Raw genomic sequence first — 17,470 nt, 5'->3', positions numbered from 1 at the left:
CACATTTTGGCCCTGTGTTGAATCAGGAGCTGTCCGGTATTTTTTCCTATGAGTTTTTCGAGTTAAAGGAGTGACACCATGCTGGTGATGCGCCCCGCGCAAATGGCTGATCTGGGCGAGGTACAGCGTCTGGCCGCAGACAGCCCGATTGGTGTTACCTCCTTGCCGGATGATGTCGAACGCCTCAGCGACAAGATCGCCGCCAGCGAAGCGTCCTTCGCGGCCGAGGTCAGTTTCAACGGTGAAGAAAGCTATTTCTTCGTGCTTGAAGACACCGAGACCGGCAAGCTCGCCGGTTGCTCGGCCATCGTCGCCTCGGCCGGTTACTCGGAGCCTTTCTACAGTTTTCGTAACGAGACCTTCGTGCACGCTTCCCGCGAGCTGAAGATCCACAACAAGATCCACGTGCTTTCCCAGTGCCACGACCTCACCGGCAACAGCCTGCTCACCAGTTTCTACGTGGTGCCCGAGCTGGTCGGTTCGCCGTGGTCGGAACTCAATTCCCGTGGCCGCCTGCTGTTCGTCGCCAGCCATCCCGAGCGCTTTGCCGACTCGGTGGTGACCGAGATTGTCGGCTACAGCGACGAGAACGGTGATTCGCCGTTCTGGGACGCCATCGGTCGCAACTTCTTCGACCTCAACTACGCCGCCGCCGAGCGCCTGTGCGGGCTCAAAAGCCGCACCTTCCTCGCCGAGCTGATGCCCCATTACCCGATCTACGTGCCGCTGTTGCCGGACGAAGCGCAGGAGGCGATGGGCCAGGTACACCCGCGTGCGCAGATCACCTTCGACATCCTGATGCGCGAAGGCTTCGAGACCGACCATTACATCGACATCTTCGACGGTGGCCCGACGCTGCACGCACGGGTTTCAGGCATTCGCTCGATTGCCCAGAGCCGCGTGGTGCCGGTGAAGATCGGCGACATGGTCAAGGGTGTCGGCCGCCAGTACCTGGTGAGCAACGCGCAGTTGCAGGATTACCGCGCGGTGATGCTGGAATTGGACTACGCGCCCGGCAAACCGGTGACCCTGGACCTGGCAACCGCCGAAGCCCTGGGCGTTGGCGAAGGCGCGAGTGTGCGCCTGGTAGCGGTTTAAAAAGAGAGTTTCGCGGGTGGCTGACAACAGCGGCCCGTTCGAGGAGATAGCATGATCGTTCGTCCCGTACGCAGCAGCGATTTACCGGCCCTGATTGATCTGGCGCGCAGCACTGGCACCGGCCTCACCACCTTGCCGGCCAACGAAGAGCGCCTGACCCATCGCGTGGGCTGGGCGGAAAAAACCTTTCGCGGCGACGCCGGGCGTGGCGATGCCGACTACCTGTTTGTGCTGGAAAACGACGAAGGCCGCGTGGTGGGGATTTCTGCCATTGCTGGCGCCGTTGGCCTGCGTGAGCCCTGGTACAACTTTCGGGTCGGCCTGACCGTCAGCGCCTCCCAGGAGCTGAATATCTATCGCGAGATTCCGACGCTGTTCCTGGCCAACGACCTCACCGGCAACTCCGAGCTGTGCTCGTTGTTTTTGCACGCCGATTACCGCACCGGCCTCAACGGTCGCATGCTGGCCAAGGCGCGCCTGCTGTTTATCGCGGAATTCCCGCAACTGTTCGGCAACAAGATCATCGCCGAGATGCGTGGCGTATCCAACGATGCCGGGCGTTCGCCGTTTTGGGAAAGCCTGGGCCGGCACTTCTTCAAGATGGAATTCAGCCAGGCCGACTACCTCACCGGCGTGGGCAACAAGGCATTTATCGCTGAGCTGATGCCCAAGTTTCCGTTGTACAGCTGCTTCCTCTCCGAAGACGCGCGCAACGTGATTGGCAAGGTCCACCCGGACACCGAACCGGCGCTGAGCATGCTCAAGAGCGAAGGCTTCAGCTACCAGGGCTATGTGGATATTTTCGACGCCGGCCCGGCGGTGGAATGTGAAACCAGCAAGATCCGTGCGGTGCGCGACAGCCAGTCACTGGTGTTGGCCATCGGCACGCCGGGGGACGACGCTACGCCGTTCCTGATCCATAACCGCAAGCGCGAGGACTGCCGCATCACCGCCGCACCGGCACGTCTGGCGGCAGGCACCCTGGTGGTCGATCCACAGACCGCCAAACGCCTGCAACTGGTGGTGGGTGATCAAGTGCGTGCTGTTCCGTTGTCTGCTGCTCGGGAGTCGAAGTAATGAATTCGCTGTATATCGCAGGTAGCTGGCTGGCTGGCCAGGGTGAGCTGTTTGAATCGCGCAACCCGGTGACTCAAGGCGTGTTGTGGGCTGGTAATGGCGCCACCGCCGAGCAGGTCGAGTCCGCGGTGCAGGCTGCGCGCCAGGCGTTCCCGGATTGGGCCAAACGTTCGCTGGAAGAGCGCATCAGCGTGTTGGAAGCCTTCGCCAATACACTGAAGAGCCGCGCCGATGAAATTGCTCGCTGCATAGGTGAGGAAACCGGCAAGCCGCTGTGGGAATCGGCCACTGAAGTCACCAGCATGGCCAACAAGATTGCAATCTCGGTGCAAAGCTACCGCGAGCGTACCGGCGAAAAGAGCGGCCCCCTGGGCGACGCCACTGCCGTCTTGCGCCACAAACCCCATGGTGTGGTGGCGGTGTTTGGCCCTTACAACTTCCCTGGCCACCTGCCCAACGGGCATATCGTCCCGGCGTTGCTGGCGGGTAACACCGTGTTGTTCAAGCCGAGCGAGCTGACGCCCAAAGTTGCCGAGCTGACCGTGCAGTGCTGGATCGACGCCGGCCTGCCGGCGGGTGTGTTGAACCTGCTGCAAGGCGCACGGGAAACCGGCATCGCGTTGGCGGCCAACCCTGGCATCGACGGTTTGTTCTTTACCGGTTCGAGCCGTACCGGCAATCACCTGCACCAGCAGTTCTCCGGGCGCCCGGACAAGATCCTGGCCCTGGAAATGGGCGGCAACAACCCGCTGGTGGTGGACGAAGTGGCCGATGTGGATGCGGCGGTCTACGCCATTATCCAATCGGCGTTTATCTCTGCCGGCCAGCGTTGCACCTGTGCCCGGCGCCTGCTGGTGCCGGAAGGCGCCTGGGGCGATGCGCTGCTGGCGCGCCTGGTGGCGGTGAGCGCGACGATCGAAGTGGGTGCGTTCGACCAGCAACCGCCGCCGTTCATGGGCTCGGTGATTTCCCTCGGTGCGGCGAAAGCCCTGATGGAGGCCCAGGAACTGATGCTGGCGAATGGCGCTGTCGCACTGCTGGAAATGACCCAGCCACAGGATCAGGCCGCCTTGCTGACGCCAGGCATCATCGACGTGACCGGCGTGACCGAGCGCGAAGACGAGGAACTGTTCGGCCCGCTGTTGCAGGTGATCCGCTACGCAGATTTTGCTGCGGCGATTGCCGAAGCCAACAACACCCAGTACGGCCTGGCGGCGGGTTTGCTGTCGGACTCCGAAGCGCGTTACCAGCAGTTCTGGCTGGAAAGCCGCGCCGGGATCGTCAACTGGAACAAACAACTGACCGGCGCCGCCAGCACCGCGCCGTTTGGTGGGGTAGGGGCCTCGGGCAACCATCGCGCCAGTGCGTATTACGCGGCAGATTATTGCGCGTACCCGGTGGCGTCGCTGGAGACCCCAAGCTTGGTAGTCCCCGCCACGCTAACCCCCGGCATTACACTGATCTAAATGTGGGATGGGCTTGCCCCCGATAGCGGTGAATCAGTCACCTGATTTATCAACTGGCAGTCAGCTATCGGAGGCAAGCCTCCTCCCACACTGGATTTGTGGTGTGTTGAAGAATTCTGATGCCTATAAAAACAGATGTTCGTGGAGCCTCGCCGATGAAATCCTATGAAGTCAATTTTGACGGTCTAGTGGGGCCGACCCATAACTACGGCGGTTTGTCCTTCGGCAACGTCGCGTCCCAGAGCAACAGCCAGCAGCATTCCAACCCCAAGGAAGCGGCGTTGCAGGGCCTGCAAAAAATGAAAGCCCTGATGGACATGGGCTTTGTGCAAGGTGTGCTGGCGCCCCAAGAGCGTCCAGACGTGGCCGCTTTGCGCAGCTTGGGTTTCAGCGGCACCGATGCGCAGGTGATCCAGCAGGCGGCCAAGCAGGCCATGCCGTTGCTGGTGGCAAGCTGCTCGGCATCGAGCATGTGGGTGGCCAACGCCGCCACCGTCAGCCCAAGCGCCGACACGGCAGATGGCCGCGTGCACTTCACCGCCGCCAACCTCAACTGCAAATACCATCGCAGCATCGAACACCCGACCACCAGCCGCGTGTTGGGGGCCATGTTTGCTGACAGCAAGCACTTTGCCCACCACGCCGCGTTGCCGGCCGTGGCGCAGTTCGGTGACGAAGGCGCGGCCAACCACACACGTTTTTGCCGTGAGTATGGCGAGGCCGGCGTGGAGTTTTTTGTGTTCGGCCGCAGCGCGTTCGATCCCCGTTACCCGGCCCCGCAGAAATACCCGGCACGCCAGACGCTCGAAGCCTCCCAGGCCGTTGCGCGCCTGCATGGCCTGAAGGATGAAGGCGTGGTCTACGCCCAGCAGAACCCGGCAGTGATTGACGCCGGTGTGTTCCACAATGACGTGATCGCGGTCGGCAATGGCGAAGTGCTGTTCTATCACGAGGACGCGTTCCTCAATACCGAACAGATGCTCGCCGAACTGCAAGGAAAGCTAGGCAAACTGGGGGGCAACTTCCAGTCGGTGTGCGTGCCACGCGCCGAGGTCAGCGTCGAGGATGCGGTGCGTTCCTATCTGTTCAACAGCCAGTTGCTGACCCGTCCTGACGGCTCGATGCTGCTGATCGTGCCGGAAGAATGCCGTGCCAACGAGCGTGTGTGGCAGTACCTGCAAGGCCTGACTGCCGCCGGTGGGCTGATCCGCGAAGTGAAGGTCTTCGACCTCAAGCAAAGCATGCAGAACGGCGGTGGGCCGGCGTGCCTGCGCCTGCGTGTGGCGCTCAACGAAACCGAGCTGGCGGCGGTGAACCCAGGGGTTATCATGACCGCGCCGTTGTACGAAACCCTGACCCAATGGGTGGGCAAGCACTACCGTGACAGCTTGCGCGAAACCGACCTGGCTGACCCGCAGTTGCTGCTTGAGTGCCGGACGGCACTGGATGAACTGACGCAAATCCTTAAACTGGGCTCGGTTTATCCTTTCCAGATCAATTAACGCCACGTGGCTGAGATATTTTATTTATGACCGACACCCTGAAGCTGATCCTTGAAGACACCGACGGCACCCAGCTGGAAACCTCCTGCACCCGCGTCGCCGTGGTCTGGCAGGGCAAGGAAATCTGGATCCAGCACGACGGCCGTGGCCAACTGCTGATCGGTGTGGACGTTGAAGAAGGCGACGCCGAATACGCCAACCTGCTGATGCGCCCATTGGCCACCAACCTGATGAGCCTGCAACTGGAAATGGAACCGGCCGACGTTGAAGGTGATGACGACGATCACGTCCACGGCCCAGGCTGCAACCACTAAGGAAGCTGCGTATGCTCGCCCTCGGCAAATTGCTTGAACTGACCCTCGCCGGTCGTGAACCGGCGCAAAAAATTCAATCGACTGTCGACGGCGTGCAGATGCGCTGGCTCAGCGAGGGCGCGCTTGAAGTGCGTCCTCCTGAAGCACGGGACAACGGCAGCGACCTGCTGCTGTCGTCCGGCATCCATGGCAACGAAACCGCGCCGATCGAACTGCTCGACCGCCTGTTGCATGGTATTGCCCGTGGGGAGATCAAACCCCGTACCCGCATTCTGTTCCTGTTCGGTAACCCCGAGGCCATGCGCCGCGGTGAGCGTTACCTTGAACTGGACGTCAACCGGCTGTTCAACGGCCGACATGAAAAAAACATCGGCCCCGAAGCCATGCGCGCCGCCGAGCTTGAGCAATTGGCCCGCAGCTTCTTCAGCCAGCCCGGCCGTTCGCGCCTGCATTACGATTTGCACACCGCCATCCGTGGTTCGAAGATCGAGCAGTTCGCGCTGTACCCCTGGAAGGAGGGGCGCCAGCATTCGCGTCATGAGCTGGCGCGTCTGAACGCTGCCGGCATGGAAGCGGTGCTGCTGCAGAACAAGACGTCGATCACTTTCACGGCGTTTACCTACGAACAGCTGGACGCCGAGGCCTTCACCCTGGAACTGGGCAAGGCACGGCCATTCGGGCAGAACCAGGGGGTTGACGTGTCACGCCTGGAAACGCGCCTGAAGCACATCATCGAAGGCACTGAGCCGGCCACCGAGAGCCTCGATGGCCTGCAACTATTTGCCGTCTCCCGTGAAGTCATCAAGCACAGTGACGGGTTCCTAATGCACCTGCCGGCGGATGTGGAGAACTTCTCACCGTTGGCCAAGGGTTACCTGCTGGCCGAAGATGTCGCCAAGACCCGCTGGGTGATCGAGGAGGAGGGCGCACGCATCATCTTCCCTAACCCGAAGGTGAAGAATGGTTTGCGCGCAGGCATCCTGATCGTGCCGACGACCGAGCAGGGGCTGGCCTAGAGCCTGTACTGCTTGCGCGGGGGCAGCCCTAGCTCCTGGCGTAGCCCGTTTTCACTGAACGCATGCGGGTTGGTGTTGGTGCTTGGGGTGGTGGGGTCTGCGTCAAAGTCGAAGGGCTGTGCTGTCGTTGGCAAGCCGACTGCTTGCAATTCGATGTTTCGTATTTGGTGACGTGGCTTGCGACCGTCGACGCCATCCGGGCTTTCACCCGGCATGATCGAGCCGGTTACGTGGTTGTAGGCATGGCACAGTTCATGGAACAGGTTGATGACACTGGGCGTGCCCGGAACGATGTCCGTGGTGTTGTACCAGATCTTTCCTCCGTATGACGGGCGCCCTCGCTGGTCATTGTTGATATACGGCCCAGCAGCACTCGTTGGGTCCGGTACGAACAGGCCATTCGGCTGCGGGTAGAATTCATGGATCGTGACGGGCTGCCCGCTGGCCAGTGACGCGCGCTCCAGTTCTGCCAGCAGACGTTGTCCGGTCGGTGAGCCCAGCAGCAGGCGCAGGTCATCGTTGACCCGGTCGATGAACAACGCGCTGCCCTGCACGCTGACCCCACTGCGGCTCAGTGCTTCAGGCTCCAGGTGAATAGCGTGCGAGGCCAGTGCCCCTGGAGGCAAGTCTGCGGGGACGTCCGTGTGCATCATCAGCGCGCAGTCCACTGTCAGGGTGCTCTTGTAGTTGTAGTAGGTCACATCATCGGCTTTGAGTTGGGTGACATCGTTAAGGCCGTCGCCGGTGTAGATGACATTACTGCCCGGACCCGCCTTGATGCGGTCATCGCCGCCGGCACCGCTGATAATGTTGTGACCCGCGCCGCCAACGATATGGTCATCACCTTCTCCGCCATCGATGAAGCTGGATCCTTGGCCACCACTGATGTCGTCATTACCGGGGCCACCGTACACCGTCATATGGATGTCCTGGTAACCGTGGACCTCATCGTCACCTTCACCCGCTTCGATATGGCATGAGCCGTTGATGGCCGAGATGAAATCATCGCCACGGCCCGTATACAGGCTGGCATTCTTTGCAGCGCTCAAGACACGATCATCGCCGTCGCCGCTGAAGACAAACACGGGAATGATCACGTTGTCATCGATATGAATGCGGTCGTTGCCACCTTGGGTACTCAGTAAAAGCGTCTGGCTTTTCCAGTTCAGCGTGATTTCGTAGCGCGGTTGGTTGAGCTGCACAGTCAGCGTCAACGAGGTGTCGATTGCGGGAGCGGCAGCGAAGATATTGACCGTGTCGTGCCCATCGAAACTGGTGATGCACAGTTGGTCTACCGCTTCCTCCCTGAAAATTCTGCGCTCGATGCGCACATTTTCGTCTTCGAGAAGCCGATGGACTTCGATAAAGCCCGGGCCGCTGGGGCGCTCGTTGGTGGGCTCGTGGCGGGGGTTGTCGGTGAGCGTGTTGGCATCGATGACGTAGATGCCATCAGCCCTTTGGGTTTGAGTCATGTTGCACGACCTGTCGAGTCAGTAAGGAGAAGGCCTTACTTAACGGGAAGTGCGCGGCGATGATGCGGTAGATATACACGCGGATAACGAAAAGCCCCGGCGCCTGAAGGTGTCGGGGCTTTTTTTCAGCGGCGTGTCAGACCGCCAGTTTCTGTTCGCTGCGACGGATCGCCCGCACCTTGTGCAGCGTGTCGGCGCAAGTCTTCGCAGCTTCCTGGCCCTTGTGCACAAAGTGATCATGGAAGAACGTATGATGCTCGCTGCCCGCATGGAAGTGATGCGGCGTCAGCGATACCGAAAACACCGGCACCTCAGTTTCCAGCTGCACCTGCATCAGGCCGCTGACCACCGATTGGGCGACGAACTCGTGACGGTAGATGCCACCGTCCACCACCAGCGCGGCGGCAACGATACCGGCGTAGCGGCCGGTCTTGGCCAGCAGCTTGGCGTGCAAGGGCATTTCAAAGGCGCCGCCGACTTCGAAGAAATCGATGTCCGATTCCTGGTAGCCCTGGGCGATCATTTCGGCGAGGAAGCCTTTACGGGATTGATCGACGATATCCTTGTGCCAGCAGGCCTGGATAAACGCGACGCGCTCGCCGTGGTGGTTTTTGCTTTTGCTGTCGATAGCGGTGGGTTGCATGTTCTGACTCCTGTTTAAGAAAAAAACAGGGCGTTATGAATCGAATGGGATTTAAGGGTACGCATGCGTCAACAGACGCGCGGCCCTTAGGTGCCAATCCCGTTCTCTCTTCATCCGGACTATGACCGTCGGCCCCGGAATCACACCGGGTCTGCTGACCTTGTCGCCGTCCCGCGTGAGCAGTTCGAGGCGCCAAGCGCTCGCGGGCTATACACATTGCGTGTAATTACCGCCGGTGGGGAATTGCACCCCGCCCTGAGAACGTTGCCACCAGAACCCTGGCGGCGGAGAGTTTTTAACATGCTTTTTCAAAAACTGCACGAGCGTCGTATCGATAGCCTATATCGGTTTGTTTGGTTGGTATTCGATTGAATGTAAACGGGGCTTGATATTCCGTGGCGTTGCCCGCAGTAATCACTGACAAAAGGACGTATCCAATCTGTTAGAGGCCTGTTTCATGACTGTGATTGACCTGCGCAGCGACACCGTGACCCAACCCACCCCCGGCATGCTCGACGCCATGGCCACCGCCGTCAGCGGTGATGACGTCTACGGCGAAGACCCCAGCGTCAATCTGCTGGAAGCCGAACTGGCCAAGCGCCTGGGGTTTGCGGCCGCGTTGTTCGTGCCCACCGGCACCATGAGCAACCTGCTGGCGTTGATGGCCCATTGCGAACGCGGCGAGGAATACATCGTTGGTCAACAGGCCCACACCTACAAATACGAAGGCGGTGGCGCAGCGGTGTTGGGCTCGATCCAACCGCAACCGCTGGAAGTGCAGGCGGATGGTTCCCTGGATTTGCACCACGTACTGGAAGCAATCAAACCGGACGATTTCCACTTCGCTCGCACCCGCTTGCTGGCCCTGGAAAACACCATGCAGGGCAAAGTGCTGCCCTTGGAATACCTGGTCAAGGCGCGGGCGTTTACCCGTGAACATGGCCTGGCCCTGCATCTGGATGGCGCGCGCCTCTACAACGCGGCGGTCAAGCTTGGGGTGGATGCGCGGGAGATCGCCCAACATTTCGATTCGGTGTCGGTGTGCCTGTCCAAGGGCCTCGGTGCGCCCATCGGCTCAGTGCTGTGCGGCTCCACGGCGTTGATCGCCAAGGCCCGGCGGCTGCGCAAGATGGTCGGCGGCGGTATGCGCCAGGCCGGCTCCCTGGCAGCAGCGGGGCTTTACGCCCTGGATCACCAGGTGCAGCGCCTGGCCGACGACCACGCCAAGGCCCAGTGGCTGGGCGATGAACTGCGCAAAGCAGGGTATGAGGTGGAGCCTGTGCAGACCAACATGGTCTACGTGCAGATCGGCGATCAGGCCCAGGCCTTGAAGGCCTTTGCCGCCGAGCGCGGGATCAAGTTGAGCGCCGCGCCGCGCCTGCGTATGGTCACGCATCTGGATGTCAGCCGGGCGCAGATCGAGCAGGTGCTTGCGGCATTCGTCGAATTTTCGCGCAAATGACCGTGCAGACCGTCTAATTGAGCCTCTCTATCGCATAAACACGCTGTACCACCGGCAAAGGGCCGATATAATGCGGCCTTTTGCCGTCGCTCCGTCTGATGATGTTGCGCACTGGCCTTTGGCCGCAGCCTCCGTGGAAGAACCTAATGAAAAGCGCAGAAATCCGTGAAGCCTTCCTTCGCTTCTTCGAAGAGCAAGGTCACACCCGTGTCGCCTCCAGCTCTCTGATCCCTGGCAATGACCCCACCCTGCTGTTCACCAACGCGGGGATGAACCAGTTCAAGGACTGCTTCCTGGGCCAGGAAAAGCGCGCCTACACCCGCGCCACCAGCAGCCAGAAGTGCGTACGCGCCGGCGGCAAGAACAGCGACCTGGAAAACGTCGGTTACACCGCACGCCACCACACGTTCTTCGAAATGCTGGGTAACTTCAGCTTCGGCGACTATTTCAAGAAAGACGCGATTACCTTCGCCTGGACCTTCCTCACCGGCGTGCTGAAGCTGCCCAAGGAAAAGCTCTGGGTCACCGTCTACGCGACGGACGACGAAGCGTATGACATCTGGACCCAGCAAATCGGCGTGCCGGCCGAGCGCATGATCCGCATCGGCGACAACAAGGGCGCGCCGTACGCCTCCGACAACTTCTGGACCATGGGCGATACCGGCCCGTGCGGCCCTTGCACCGAGATTTTCTACGATCACGGCGCCGACATCTGGGGTGGCCCGCCGGGCTCGCCGGAAGAAGACGGCGACCGTTACATCGAGATCTGGAACAACGTGTTCATGCAGTTCAACCGCACCGCCGATGGCGTGTTGCATCCGCTGCCGGCGCCGTCGGTGGACACCGGCATGGGCCTGGAGCGGATCAGTGCGGTGATGCAGCACGTTCACTCCAACTACGAAATCGACCTGTTCACCAACCTGCTGAGTGCCTCGGCGGCAGCCATTGGTTGCGCCAATGAGAGCCAGTCTTCGCTCAAGGTTGTGTCGGACCACATTCGTTCCTGCGGCTTCCTGATTGCCGATGGCGTGCTGCCGTCCAATGAAGGCCGGGGCTATGTGCTGCGTCGCATCATCCGTCGGGCCTGCCGCCACGGTAACAAGCTGGGCGCCACCGGCAGCTTCTTCTACAAGATCGTTGCCGCGCTGGTGGCCGAGATGGGCGAAGCCTTCCCGGAACTCAAGCAGCAGCAAGCCAATATCGAGCGCGTGCTCAAGGCCGAAGAGGAGCAATTCTCCAAGACCCTGGAACACGGCCTGAAGATTCTGGAGCAGGACCTGGCTGAGCTCAAAGGCACCGTGGTGCCGGGCGATGTGGTGTTCAAGCTCTATGACACTTATGGCTTCCCGATGGACCTGACTGCCGACATCGCCCGTGAGCGCGAGCTGACTATCGATGAAGCCGGCTTTGAACGTGAAATGGAAGCCCAGCGCGTACGTGCTCGTTCCGCCAGCTCCTTTGGCCTGGACTACAACACCCTGGTCAAGGTTGATGTACCGACCGAATTCACCGGCTACAAGGCGACTGTTGGCTCGGCCAAGATCGTTGCCCTCTATAAAGATGGCAAGTCGGTCGACGTTCTGAATGAAGGCGACGAGGCGGTTGTGGTCCTGGACCAGACGCCGTTTTACGCCGAGTCGGGCGGCCAGATTGGTGACTGTGGGTTCCTGAGCTCGACGTCGGGTCGTTTCGAAGTGCGTGACACGACCAAGACCGGCGGTGCGTTCCTGCACCACGGCGTATTGGTGCTGGGTAACCTGACGGTCGGCGCACCGGTTGATACCCAGGTTGATGCCGACGTACGGCATGCAACTGCCTTGAACCACTCGGCCACTCACCTGTTGCACGCTGCATTGCGCCAGGTGCTGGGCGAGCACGTCCAGCAAAAGGGTTCGTTGGTCGATAGCCAGCGCTTGCGTTTCGACTTCAGCCACTTCGAAGCGATCAAGCCAGAGCAGATCAAGGCCCTGGAAGACATCGTCAACGCACAAGTGCGCAAGAACACCCCGGTTGAGACCGAGGAAACCGACATCGAGACCGCCAAGGCCAAAGGCGCCATGGCGCTGTTCGGCGAGAAGTACGGCGACAACGTGCGTGTACTGAGCATGGGCGGCGACTTCTCGGTGGAACTGTGTGGCGGTATCCACGCCAACCGCACCGGCGACATCGGCCTGCTGAAAATCATCAGCGAAGGCGGTGTGGCGTCGGGCGTACGTCGTATTGAAGCGGTGACCGGTGCTGCGGCCCTGGCCTACCTCAATGCGGCCGAAGAGCAACTCAAGGAAGCGGCCAGCCTGGTCAAGGGCAGCCGCGACAACCTGATCGACAAACTGTCCGCCGTGCTGGAGCGCAACCGTGCGCTGGAAAAACAGCTGGAGCAGTTGCAGGCCAAGGCCGCCAGTGCGGCGGGCGACGATCTGTCGGCTTCTGCGGTGGACGTCAAGGACGTGAAAGTCCTGGCGGCTCGCCTGGATGGCCAGGACGGCAAGGCGCTGTTGGCCCTGGTCGATCAGTTGAAGAACAAGCTCGGCCGCGCAGTGATCCTGCTCGGCAGTGTCCATGAGGATAAGGTCGTTCTGGTTGCTGGTGTAACCAAAGACCTGACTGGCCAACTCAAGGCCGGTGATTTGATGAAGCAAGCCGCTGCGGCAGTGGGCGGGAAGGGCGGTGGTCGTCCGGACATGGCACAAGGCGGTGGTGTAGACGCCGGTGCCCTGGACGCGGCCCTGGCCTTGACCGTGCCGTTTGTCGAGGCAGGTATTTAAGGCATTGTTAACCGGCCCGTGGTCTAGTCGCGGGCTTGTTCGGTGCTGGTTGATTGGATATTTAGGCGCCCCTTTACGGGCTGAGGCGGCTTGGAAATGGCTTTGATCGTACAGAAATTTGGAGGCACCTCGGTCGGCTCTGTCGAAAGAATCGAGCAGGTGGCCGACAAGGTTAAGAAATTCCGCGATGCCGGTGACGACCTGGTGGTGGTGCTATCGGCCATGAGCGGCGAGACCAATCGCCTGATCGAGCTGGCCAAGGCAATCAGTGGCGACCAGCAACCGCTGCCGCGTGAGCTGGACGTGATCGTGTCGACCGGTGAGCAGGTGACCATCGCCTTGCTGGCCATGGCCCTGAACAAGCGTGGCGTGCCAGCGGTGTCCTACACGGGCAGCCAGGTGCGCATCCTCACTGACAGCGCGCACACCAAGGCGCGCATTCTGCAGATCGATGATCAGAAAATTCGCACCGACCTGAAAGCCGGCCGCGTGGTAGTTGTAGCTGGGTTCCAGGGTGTGGATGAGCACGGCAACATCACGACCCTGGGGCGTGGCGGTTCGGACACCACCGGCGTGGCCCTGGCAGCGGCCCTCAAGGCTGATGAATGCCAGATCTACACCGATGTGGACGGCGTCTACACTACCGATCCGCGTGTCGTGTCCGTGGCCCAGCGCCTGGACAAGATCACCTTCGAAGAGATGCTGGAAATGGCCAGCCTCGGTTCCAAGGTGTTGCAGATCCGTGCGGTGGAATTCGCCGGCAAGTACAACGTTCCGCTGCGCGTATTGCACAGCTTCAAAGAGGGTCCGGGCACCCTCATTACTATTGATGAAGAGGAATCCATGGAACAGCCGATCATTTCCGGTATCGCTTTCAACCGTGATGAAGCCAAGCTGACGATCCGTGGCGTGCCAGACACCCCGGGCGTGGCTTTCAAGATCCTCGGTCCGATCAGCGATGCGAATGTTGAAGTCGATATGATCGTGCAGAACGTCTCGCACGATAACACCACCGATTTCACCTTCACCGTGCACCGCAACGAGTACGATGCGGCATTGAAAATCCTGGAGAACACCGCGAGCGAGATTGGCGCCCGTGAAGTGGTCGGCGATACCAAGATTGCCAAGGTGTCGATCGTGGGTGTGGGCATGCGTTCCCATGCCGGCGTTGCCAGCCGCATGTTTGGGGCTCTGGCCAAGGAAAGCATCAACATCCAGATGATCTCTACCTCGGAAATCAAAGTCTCGGTAGTGATCGAAGAGAAGTACCTGGAACTGGCTGTACGTGCGCTGCATACCGCGTTCGAGCTGGACGCTCCGGCCCGCCAGGGCGAATGAAGTAATGCCAGGAAGGCGCGGTCTACCGCGCCTTTCCTTTTTTTGTAGGGCGCATGGTCTTTTGCGTGCGCTCGACAATACTTAGGCCGTTGGGGCTATGACTCTCGGGTCGTAGGTCGAACGCCTTTTTTTTGCAGACTGTTGTTCCTGAAATGAAATGCGTGAGGAGAAAGGTATGCTGATTCTGACTCGTCGGTGCGCAGAAAGCCTGATTATCGGTGATGGCGAAATCACCGTGACCGTGCTCGGCGTCAAAGGCAATCAAGTACGTATCGGGGTTAATGCTCCGAAAGAGGTAGCGGTCCACCGCGAGGAAATCTACCTGCGGATCAAGAAAGAGAAGGACGAAGAACCAAGCCTTTAATTTTTATCGTTTTTTATGTTTGCAAACGGGGAGGAACGTGGTTAATATACGCCCCGTGTTGCGGAGAGCTGGCCGAGTGGCCGAAGGCGCTCCCCTGCTAAGGGAGTACACCTCAAAAGGGTGTCGGGGGTTCGAATCCCCCGTTCTCCGCCATTATTTGCTTAGTACGTTGCAATCTGGTTTTTTCGGTAAGTTGTTGAAAATTAACGAAAAAATAGCTTTACATAGAGATTGAACGGCCTATAATGCGCGGCAACAAATGCACTCGTAGCTCAGCTGGATAGAGTACTCGGCTACGAACCGAGCGGTCACAGGTTCGAATCCTGTCGAGTGCACCATTTAAGAGTTAACTGCAGCAACGCAGGTAACTTTGCTTCAACCAGTTGTGATCTGGTCTAAAAACACAATCTGCACTCGTAGCTCAGCTGGATAGAGTACTCGGCTACGAACCGAGCGGTCACAGGTTCGAATCCTGTCGAGTGCACCATTTAAGAGTTAACTGCAGCAACGCAGGTAACTTTGCTTCAACCAGTTGTGATCTGGTCTAAAAACACAATCTGCACTCGTAGCTCAGCTGGATAGAGTACTCGGCTACGAACCGAGCGGTCACAGGTTCGAATCCTGTCGAGTGCACCATACAAACAAAAAGCCCGCCTAGTGCGGGCTTTTTGCCGTCTGGCGTTTGTGTCGGACTTTATCTTTTTCTCCTTCCTCATGTGTTTTCCGTTCAGGCGGTGGCGTCGCAGTTCTTATATGCAGCCAATACTCAGCTTTGGCTCGCAAGCGCTTGTTCTTTCCAGTTTTTTGACGTTAAAGACGGCCGGGCGGTGTATCATTGCGCCCGTCAGCCCCGCCGGGGCTTGTGGAATACCTCCATGGACTTACCCAGTAGTTACTCAGTACCCCGCTTTACCAATCATGAATTGACTGATTGATCCTTCCGGCGTGCCCCGCTGCTGGGAGTGGAGTTCGCCTATGACCGAAGTAGAAGTAAAGAAAACACAGGACAGCCTGCAGGATCGCCTGGCTCAAGTTATCGAGCTGCTGCAGCGCCAGCGCGTGGTCGAAGACCTTACCCATCGCCAGGAAGGTCCGAACCACGACCGCGTTGAAAACCTGGTCCACCGGCAAAACCTCGTCGAGTTGCAACGCAAACTCGATGACCTGCACTCCGCCGACGTTGCCTACATTCTCGAAGCGTTGCCGCTCGATGATCGACTGACCCTCTGGCAGTTGGTCAAGGCTGACCGCGACGGCGACATCCTGCTCGAAGTGTCCGATTCGGTTCGTGAAACCCTGATCGCCGACATGGACGATCACGAGCTCCTGGCTGCGGCCAAGGAGATGGATGCCGACGAGCTGGCGGACCTCGCGCCTGAGCTGCCCCGTGATGTTGTCCATGAGCTGATGGAGGCTCTTGATGGCCAGCAGCGTGAGCGCGTGCGCTCCGCGTTGTCCTATGACGAGGATCAGGTCGGCGCCCTGATGGACTTCGAGATGGTCACCATTCGCGAAGACGTCAGCCTGGAAGTGGTTCTGCGTTACCTGCGCCGCCTGAAAGAGCTGCCTAGCCACACAGACAAACTGTTCGTGGTCGATTACGAAGGCATTCTCAAGGGCGTGCTGCCGATCAAGCGGCTGCTGGTCAACGATCCGGAAAAAAGGGTTGCTGACCTGATGGCCAGCGATACCGTGAGTTTTCACCCGGATGAAGACGCCTACGACGCGGCTCAGGCCTTCGAGCGTTACGACTTGATCTCGGCGCCCGTGGTCGACAAGAACGGCAAGCTGATTGGCCGTCTGACCATTGACGAAATCGTCGACCTGATTCGTGAAGAGAGTGAAACCGAAGTCCTCAACATGGCGGGTCTGCGTGAAGAGGAAGATATTTTTGCGTCGGTCTGGCGTTCGCTGCATAACCGCTGGGCGTGGCTGGCCGTTAACCTGATTACGGCGTTCATCGCTTCCCGTGTGATCGGGCTATTTGAAGGCTCCATCGAAAAACTGGTGGCGTTGGCGGCGCTGATGCCGATTGTGGCGGGTATTGGCGGTAACTCCGGCAACCAGACCATCACCATGATCGTGCGCGCCATGGCGCTGGATCAGGTGAGTACTGCCAACTCTTCTCGGCTGCTGCGCAAGGAACTGGCTGTGGGCCTGATCAACGGCTTGGTGTGGGGCGGCGTGATTGGTGTGGTGGCTTACTTGCTGTATGGCAGCTGGTCGCTCGGGGTGGTGATGACCGCCGCCATGACGCTCAACCTGCTGTTGGCCGCGCTGATGGGGGTGCTAATCCCCATGACCCTGGCGCGCCTCGGTCGTGACCCGGCCATGGGCGCCAGCGTGATGATCACGGCCATGACTGACAGTGGTGGCTTCTTCATCTTCCTGGGCTTGGCGACGATTTTCCTGCTCTGACCTGTCTCCCCTGCGTTGGTGCCCCCGCTTGTCGCGGGGTGTCAATGCGTCCGCTACGCCGCCTCGAAAAGGCTCGACAGCTGCTACGTTCTAACGCTGTCGAAGCCTGTCTAAATCCCAGGCAAAAAAAAGCCAGCACATGGCTGGCTTCGGCTTTCAGTTGCAGATCAATTGGCTTCTGCGGCCGCCTCGACGTCGTGCGCGATAAGCGAGACGAGGGCATTTTGCTGGCGGTGGGAGAGCTGACGAAAACGCTGCAGCAGTTCGCGTTCGTGCAGCGACAGCTCAGGGCTGTCCAGGCGCATGCTTAGCTCGTCACCCAGCGCACCTTCCTGAATAAGGCTCTGTTCCAGGCGCGCGATGATTTCGGAGTTCATGCTGCGGTGATGATTGCGAGCCACCTCGGCAATGCGTTCCCGCATTCCGTCTGGCAGACGTACGACGAACTTGTCAGCCGTACGGCTGGAATAAATTGCCTGTTTCAATGGGCGCATATATTTAACCGGTTAGTTCAGGGGAGCGGTTTTTGGAATTG

14 protein-coding genes, 4 tRNA genes and 1 riboswitch are annotated in these 17,470 nt (G+C 59.7%); of the genes, 15 read left to right on the top strand and 3 right to left on the bottom strand.

All coding sequences use genetic code 11. The features are described 5' to 3' along the window. Positions 1 to 78 precede the first annotated feature (78 nt). The 6 genes from aruF (at position 79) to astE (ending at position 6,473) form a co-directional block, all read left to right on the top strand. Positions 79 to 1,098 (top strand): arginine/ornithine succinyltransferase subunit alpha, encoded by a 1,020-nt coding sequence (gene aruF / locus AOA60_RS28740; protein ID WP_099587207.1) that lies wholly within the window; start codon positions 79 to 81, stop codon positions 1,096 to 1,098. 51 nt (positions 1,099 to 1,149) lie between these two features. Then, positions 1,150 to 2,175, top strand: a complete 1,026-nt coding sequence (gene astA / locus AOA60_RS28735) for an arginine N-succinyltransferase (protein WP_060757323.1) — start codon at positions 1,150 to 1,152, stop codon at positions 2,173 to 2,175. Beyond that, the gene (astD, locus tag AOA60_RS28730; protein ID WP_099587206.1) at positions 2,175 to 3,641 is read left to right on the top strand and encodes a succinylglutamate-semialdehyde dehydrogenase; all 1,467 of its coding nucleotides are present in this window, start codon (positions 2,175 to 2,177) and stop codon (positions 3,639 to 3,641) included. The genes astA and astD overlap by 1 nt, the downstream gene beginning before the upstream one ends. A gap of 155 nt (positions 3,642 to 3,796) precedes the next feature. Next, the gene (gene astB / locus AOA60_RS28725; protein WP_099587205.1) at positions 3,797 to 5,143 is read left to right on the top strand and encodes an N-succinylarginine dihydrolase; all 1,347 of its coding nucleotides are present in this window, start codon (positions 3,797 to 3,799) and stop codon (positions 5,141 to 5,143) included. A gap of 26 nt (positions 5,144 to 5,169) precedes the next feature. After that, complete coding sequence (locus AOA60_RS28720; protein WP_003175651.1) at positions 5,170 to 5,457, top strand: hypothetical protein; 288 nt, start codon at positions 5,170 to 5,172, stop codon at positions 5,455 to 5,457. An 11-nt stretch (positions 5,458 to 5,468) separates the two neighbouring features. After that, the gene (gene astE / locus AOA60_RS28715) at positions 5,469 to 6,473 is read left to right on the top strand and encodes a succinylglutamate desuccinylase (protein ID WP_099587204.1); all 1,005 of its coding nucleotides are present in this window, start codon (positions 5,469 to 5,471) and stop codon (positions 6,471 to 6,473) included. Here the strand turns inward: astE and AOA60_RS28710 are convergent. Both AOA60_RS28710 and AOA60_RS28705 read right to left on the bottom strand, forming a co-directional pair. Then, a complete protein-coding gene (locus AOA60_RS28710; RefSeq protein ID WP_099587203.1) occupies positions 6,470 to 7,945 on the bottom strand; it encodes a M91 family zinc metallopeptidase in 1,476 nt (491 codons plus the stop codon). The genes astE and AOA60_RS28710 overlap by 4 nt on opposite strands. A gap of 136 nt (positions 7,946 to 8,081) precedes the next feature. Then, entirely contained in the window at positions 8,082 to 8,588 is a 507-nt protein-coding gene (locus AOA60_RS28705; protein WP_099587202.1) for a 6,7-dimethyl-8-ribityllumazine synthase, read from the bottom strand. A 97-nt stretch (positions 8,589 to 8,685) separates the two neighbouring features. Beyond that, positions 8,686 to 8,855: riboswitch (FMN riboswitch) on the bottom strand. Between the two features lie 190 nt (positions 8,856 to 9,045). Here AOA60_RS28705 and ltaE point away from each other — a divergent pair. From ltaE to mgtE, 9 genes are all read left to right on the top strand, one after another. Further along, a complete protein-coding gene (gene ltaE, locus AOA60_RS28700) occupies positions 9,046 to 10,050 on the top strand; it encodes a low-specificity L-threonine aldolase (protein ID WP_099587201.1) in 1,005 nt (334 codons plus the stop codon). A 146-nt stretch (positions 10,051 to 10,196) separates the two neighbouring features. Continuing rightward, complete coding sequence (gene alaS, locus AOA60_RS28695) at positions 10,197 to 12,815, top strand: alanine--tRNA ligase (protein ID WP_099587200.1); 2,619 nt, start codon at positions 10,197 to 10,199, stop codon at positions 12,813 to 12,815. Positions 12,816 to 12,911: 96 nt separating this feature from the next. Further along, complete coding sequence (locus AOA60_RS28690; RefSeq protein ID WP_090400445.1) at positions 12,912 to 14,153, top strand: aspartate kinase; 1,242 nt, start codon at positions 12,912 to 12,914, stop codon at positions 14,151 to 14,153. 175 nt (positions 14,154 to 14,328) lie between these two features. Further along, on the top strand, positions 14,329 to 14,517 hold the full coding sequence (gene csrA / locus AOA60_RS28685) for a carbon storage regulator CsrA (protein ID WP_003175645.1): 189 nt from the start codon (positions 14,329 to 14,331) through the stop codon (positions 14,515 to 14,517). Positions 14,518 to 14,579: 62 nt separating this feature from the next. After that, positions 14,580 to 14,670 (top strand) — tRNA-Ser (locus AOA60_RS28680). 108 nt (positions 14,671 to 14,778) lie between these two features. Continuing rightward, positions 14,779 to 14,855: transfer RNA gene (locus AOA60_RS28675), tRNA-Arg, on the top strand. A gap of 72 nt (positions 14,856 to 14,927) precedes the next feature. After that, positions 14,928 to 15,004, top strand: a tRNA-Arg gene (locus tag AOA60_RS28670). A 72-nt stretch (positions 15,005 to 15,076) separates the two neighbouring features. After that, positions 15,077 to 15,153 (top strand) — tRNA-Arg (locus tag AOA60_RS28665). A 339-nt stretch (positions 15,154 to 15,492) separates the two neighbouring features. Continuing rightward, the gene (mgtE, locus tag AOA60_RS28660) at positions 15,493 to 16,935 is read left to right on the top strand and encodes a magnesium transporter (RefSeq protein WP_099587199.1); all 1,443 of its coding nucleotides are present in this window, start codon (positions 15,493 to 15,495) and stop codon (positions 16,933 to 16,935) included. A gap of 167 nt (positions 16,936 to 17,102) precedes the next feature. On the opposite strand, the gene AOA60_RS28655 is transcribed toward mgtE, so the two are convergent. Beyond that, positions 17,103 to 17,429: an Arc family DNA-binding protein gene (locus AOA60_RS28655; protein ID WP_003175643.1), complete on the bottom strand. Its 327-nt coding sequence runs from the start codon at positions 17,427 to 17,429 to the stop codon at positions 17,103 to 17,105. Positions 17,430 to 17,470 lie beyond the last annotated feature (41 nt).

The organism is Pseudomonas sp. 2822-17 (genome assembly GCF_002742485.1).
In the GTDB taxonomy this organism is placed as follows: Bacteria; Pseudomonadota; Gammaproteobacteria; order Pseudomonadales; family Pseudomonadaceae; genus Aquipseudomonas; species Aquipseudomonas cyclaminis.
This window is presented reverse-complemented; position numbering and strand designations above follow the sequence as displayed.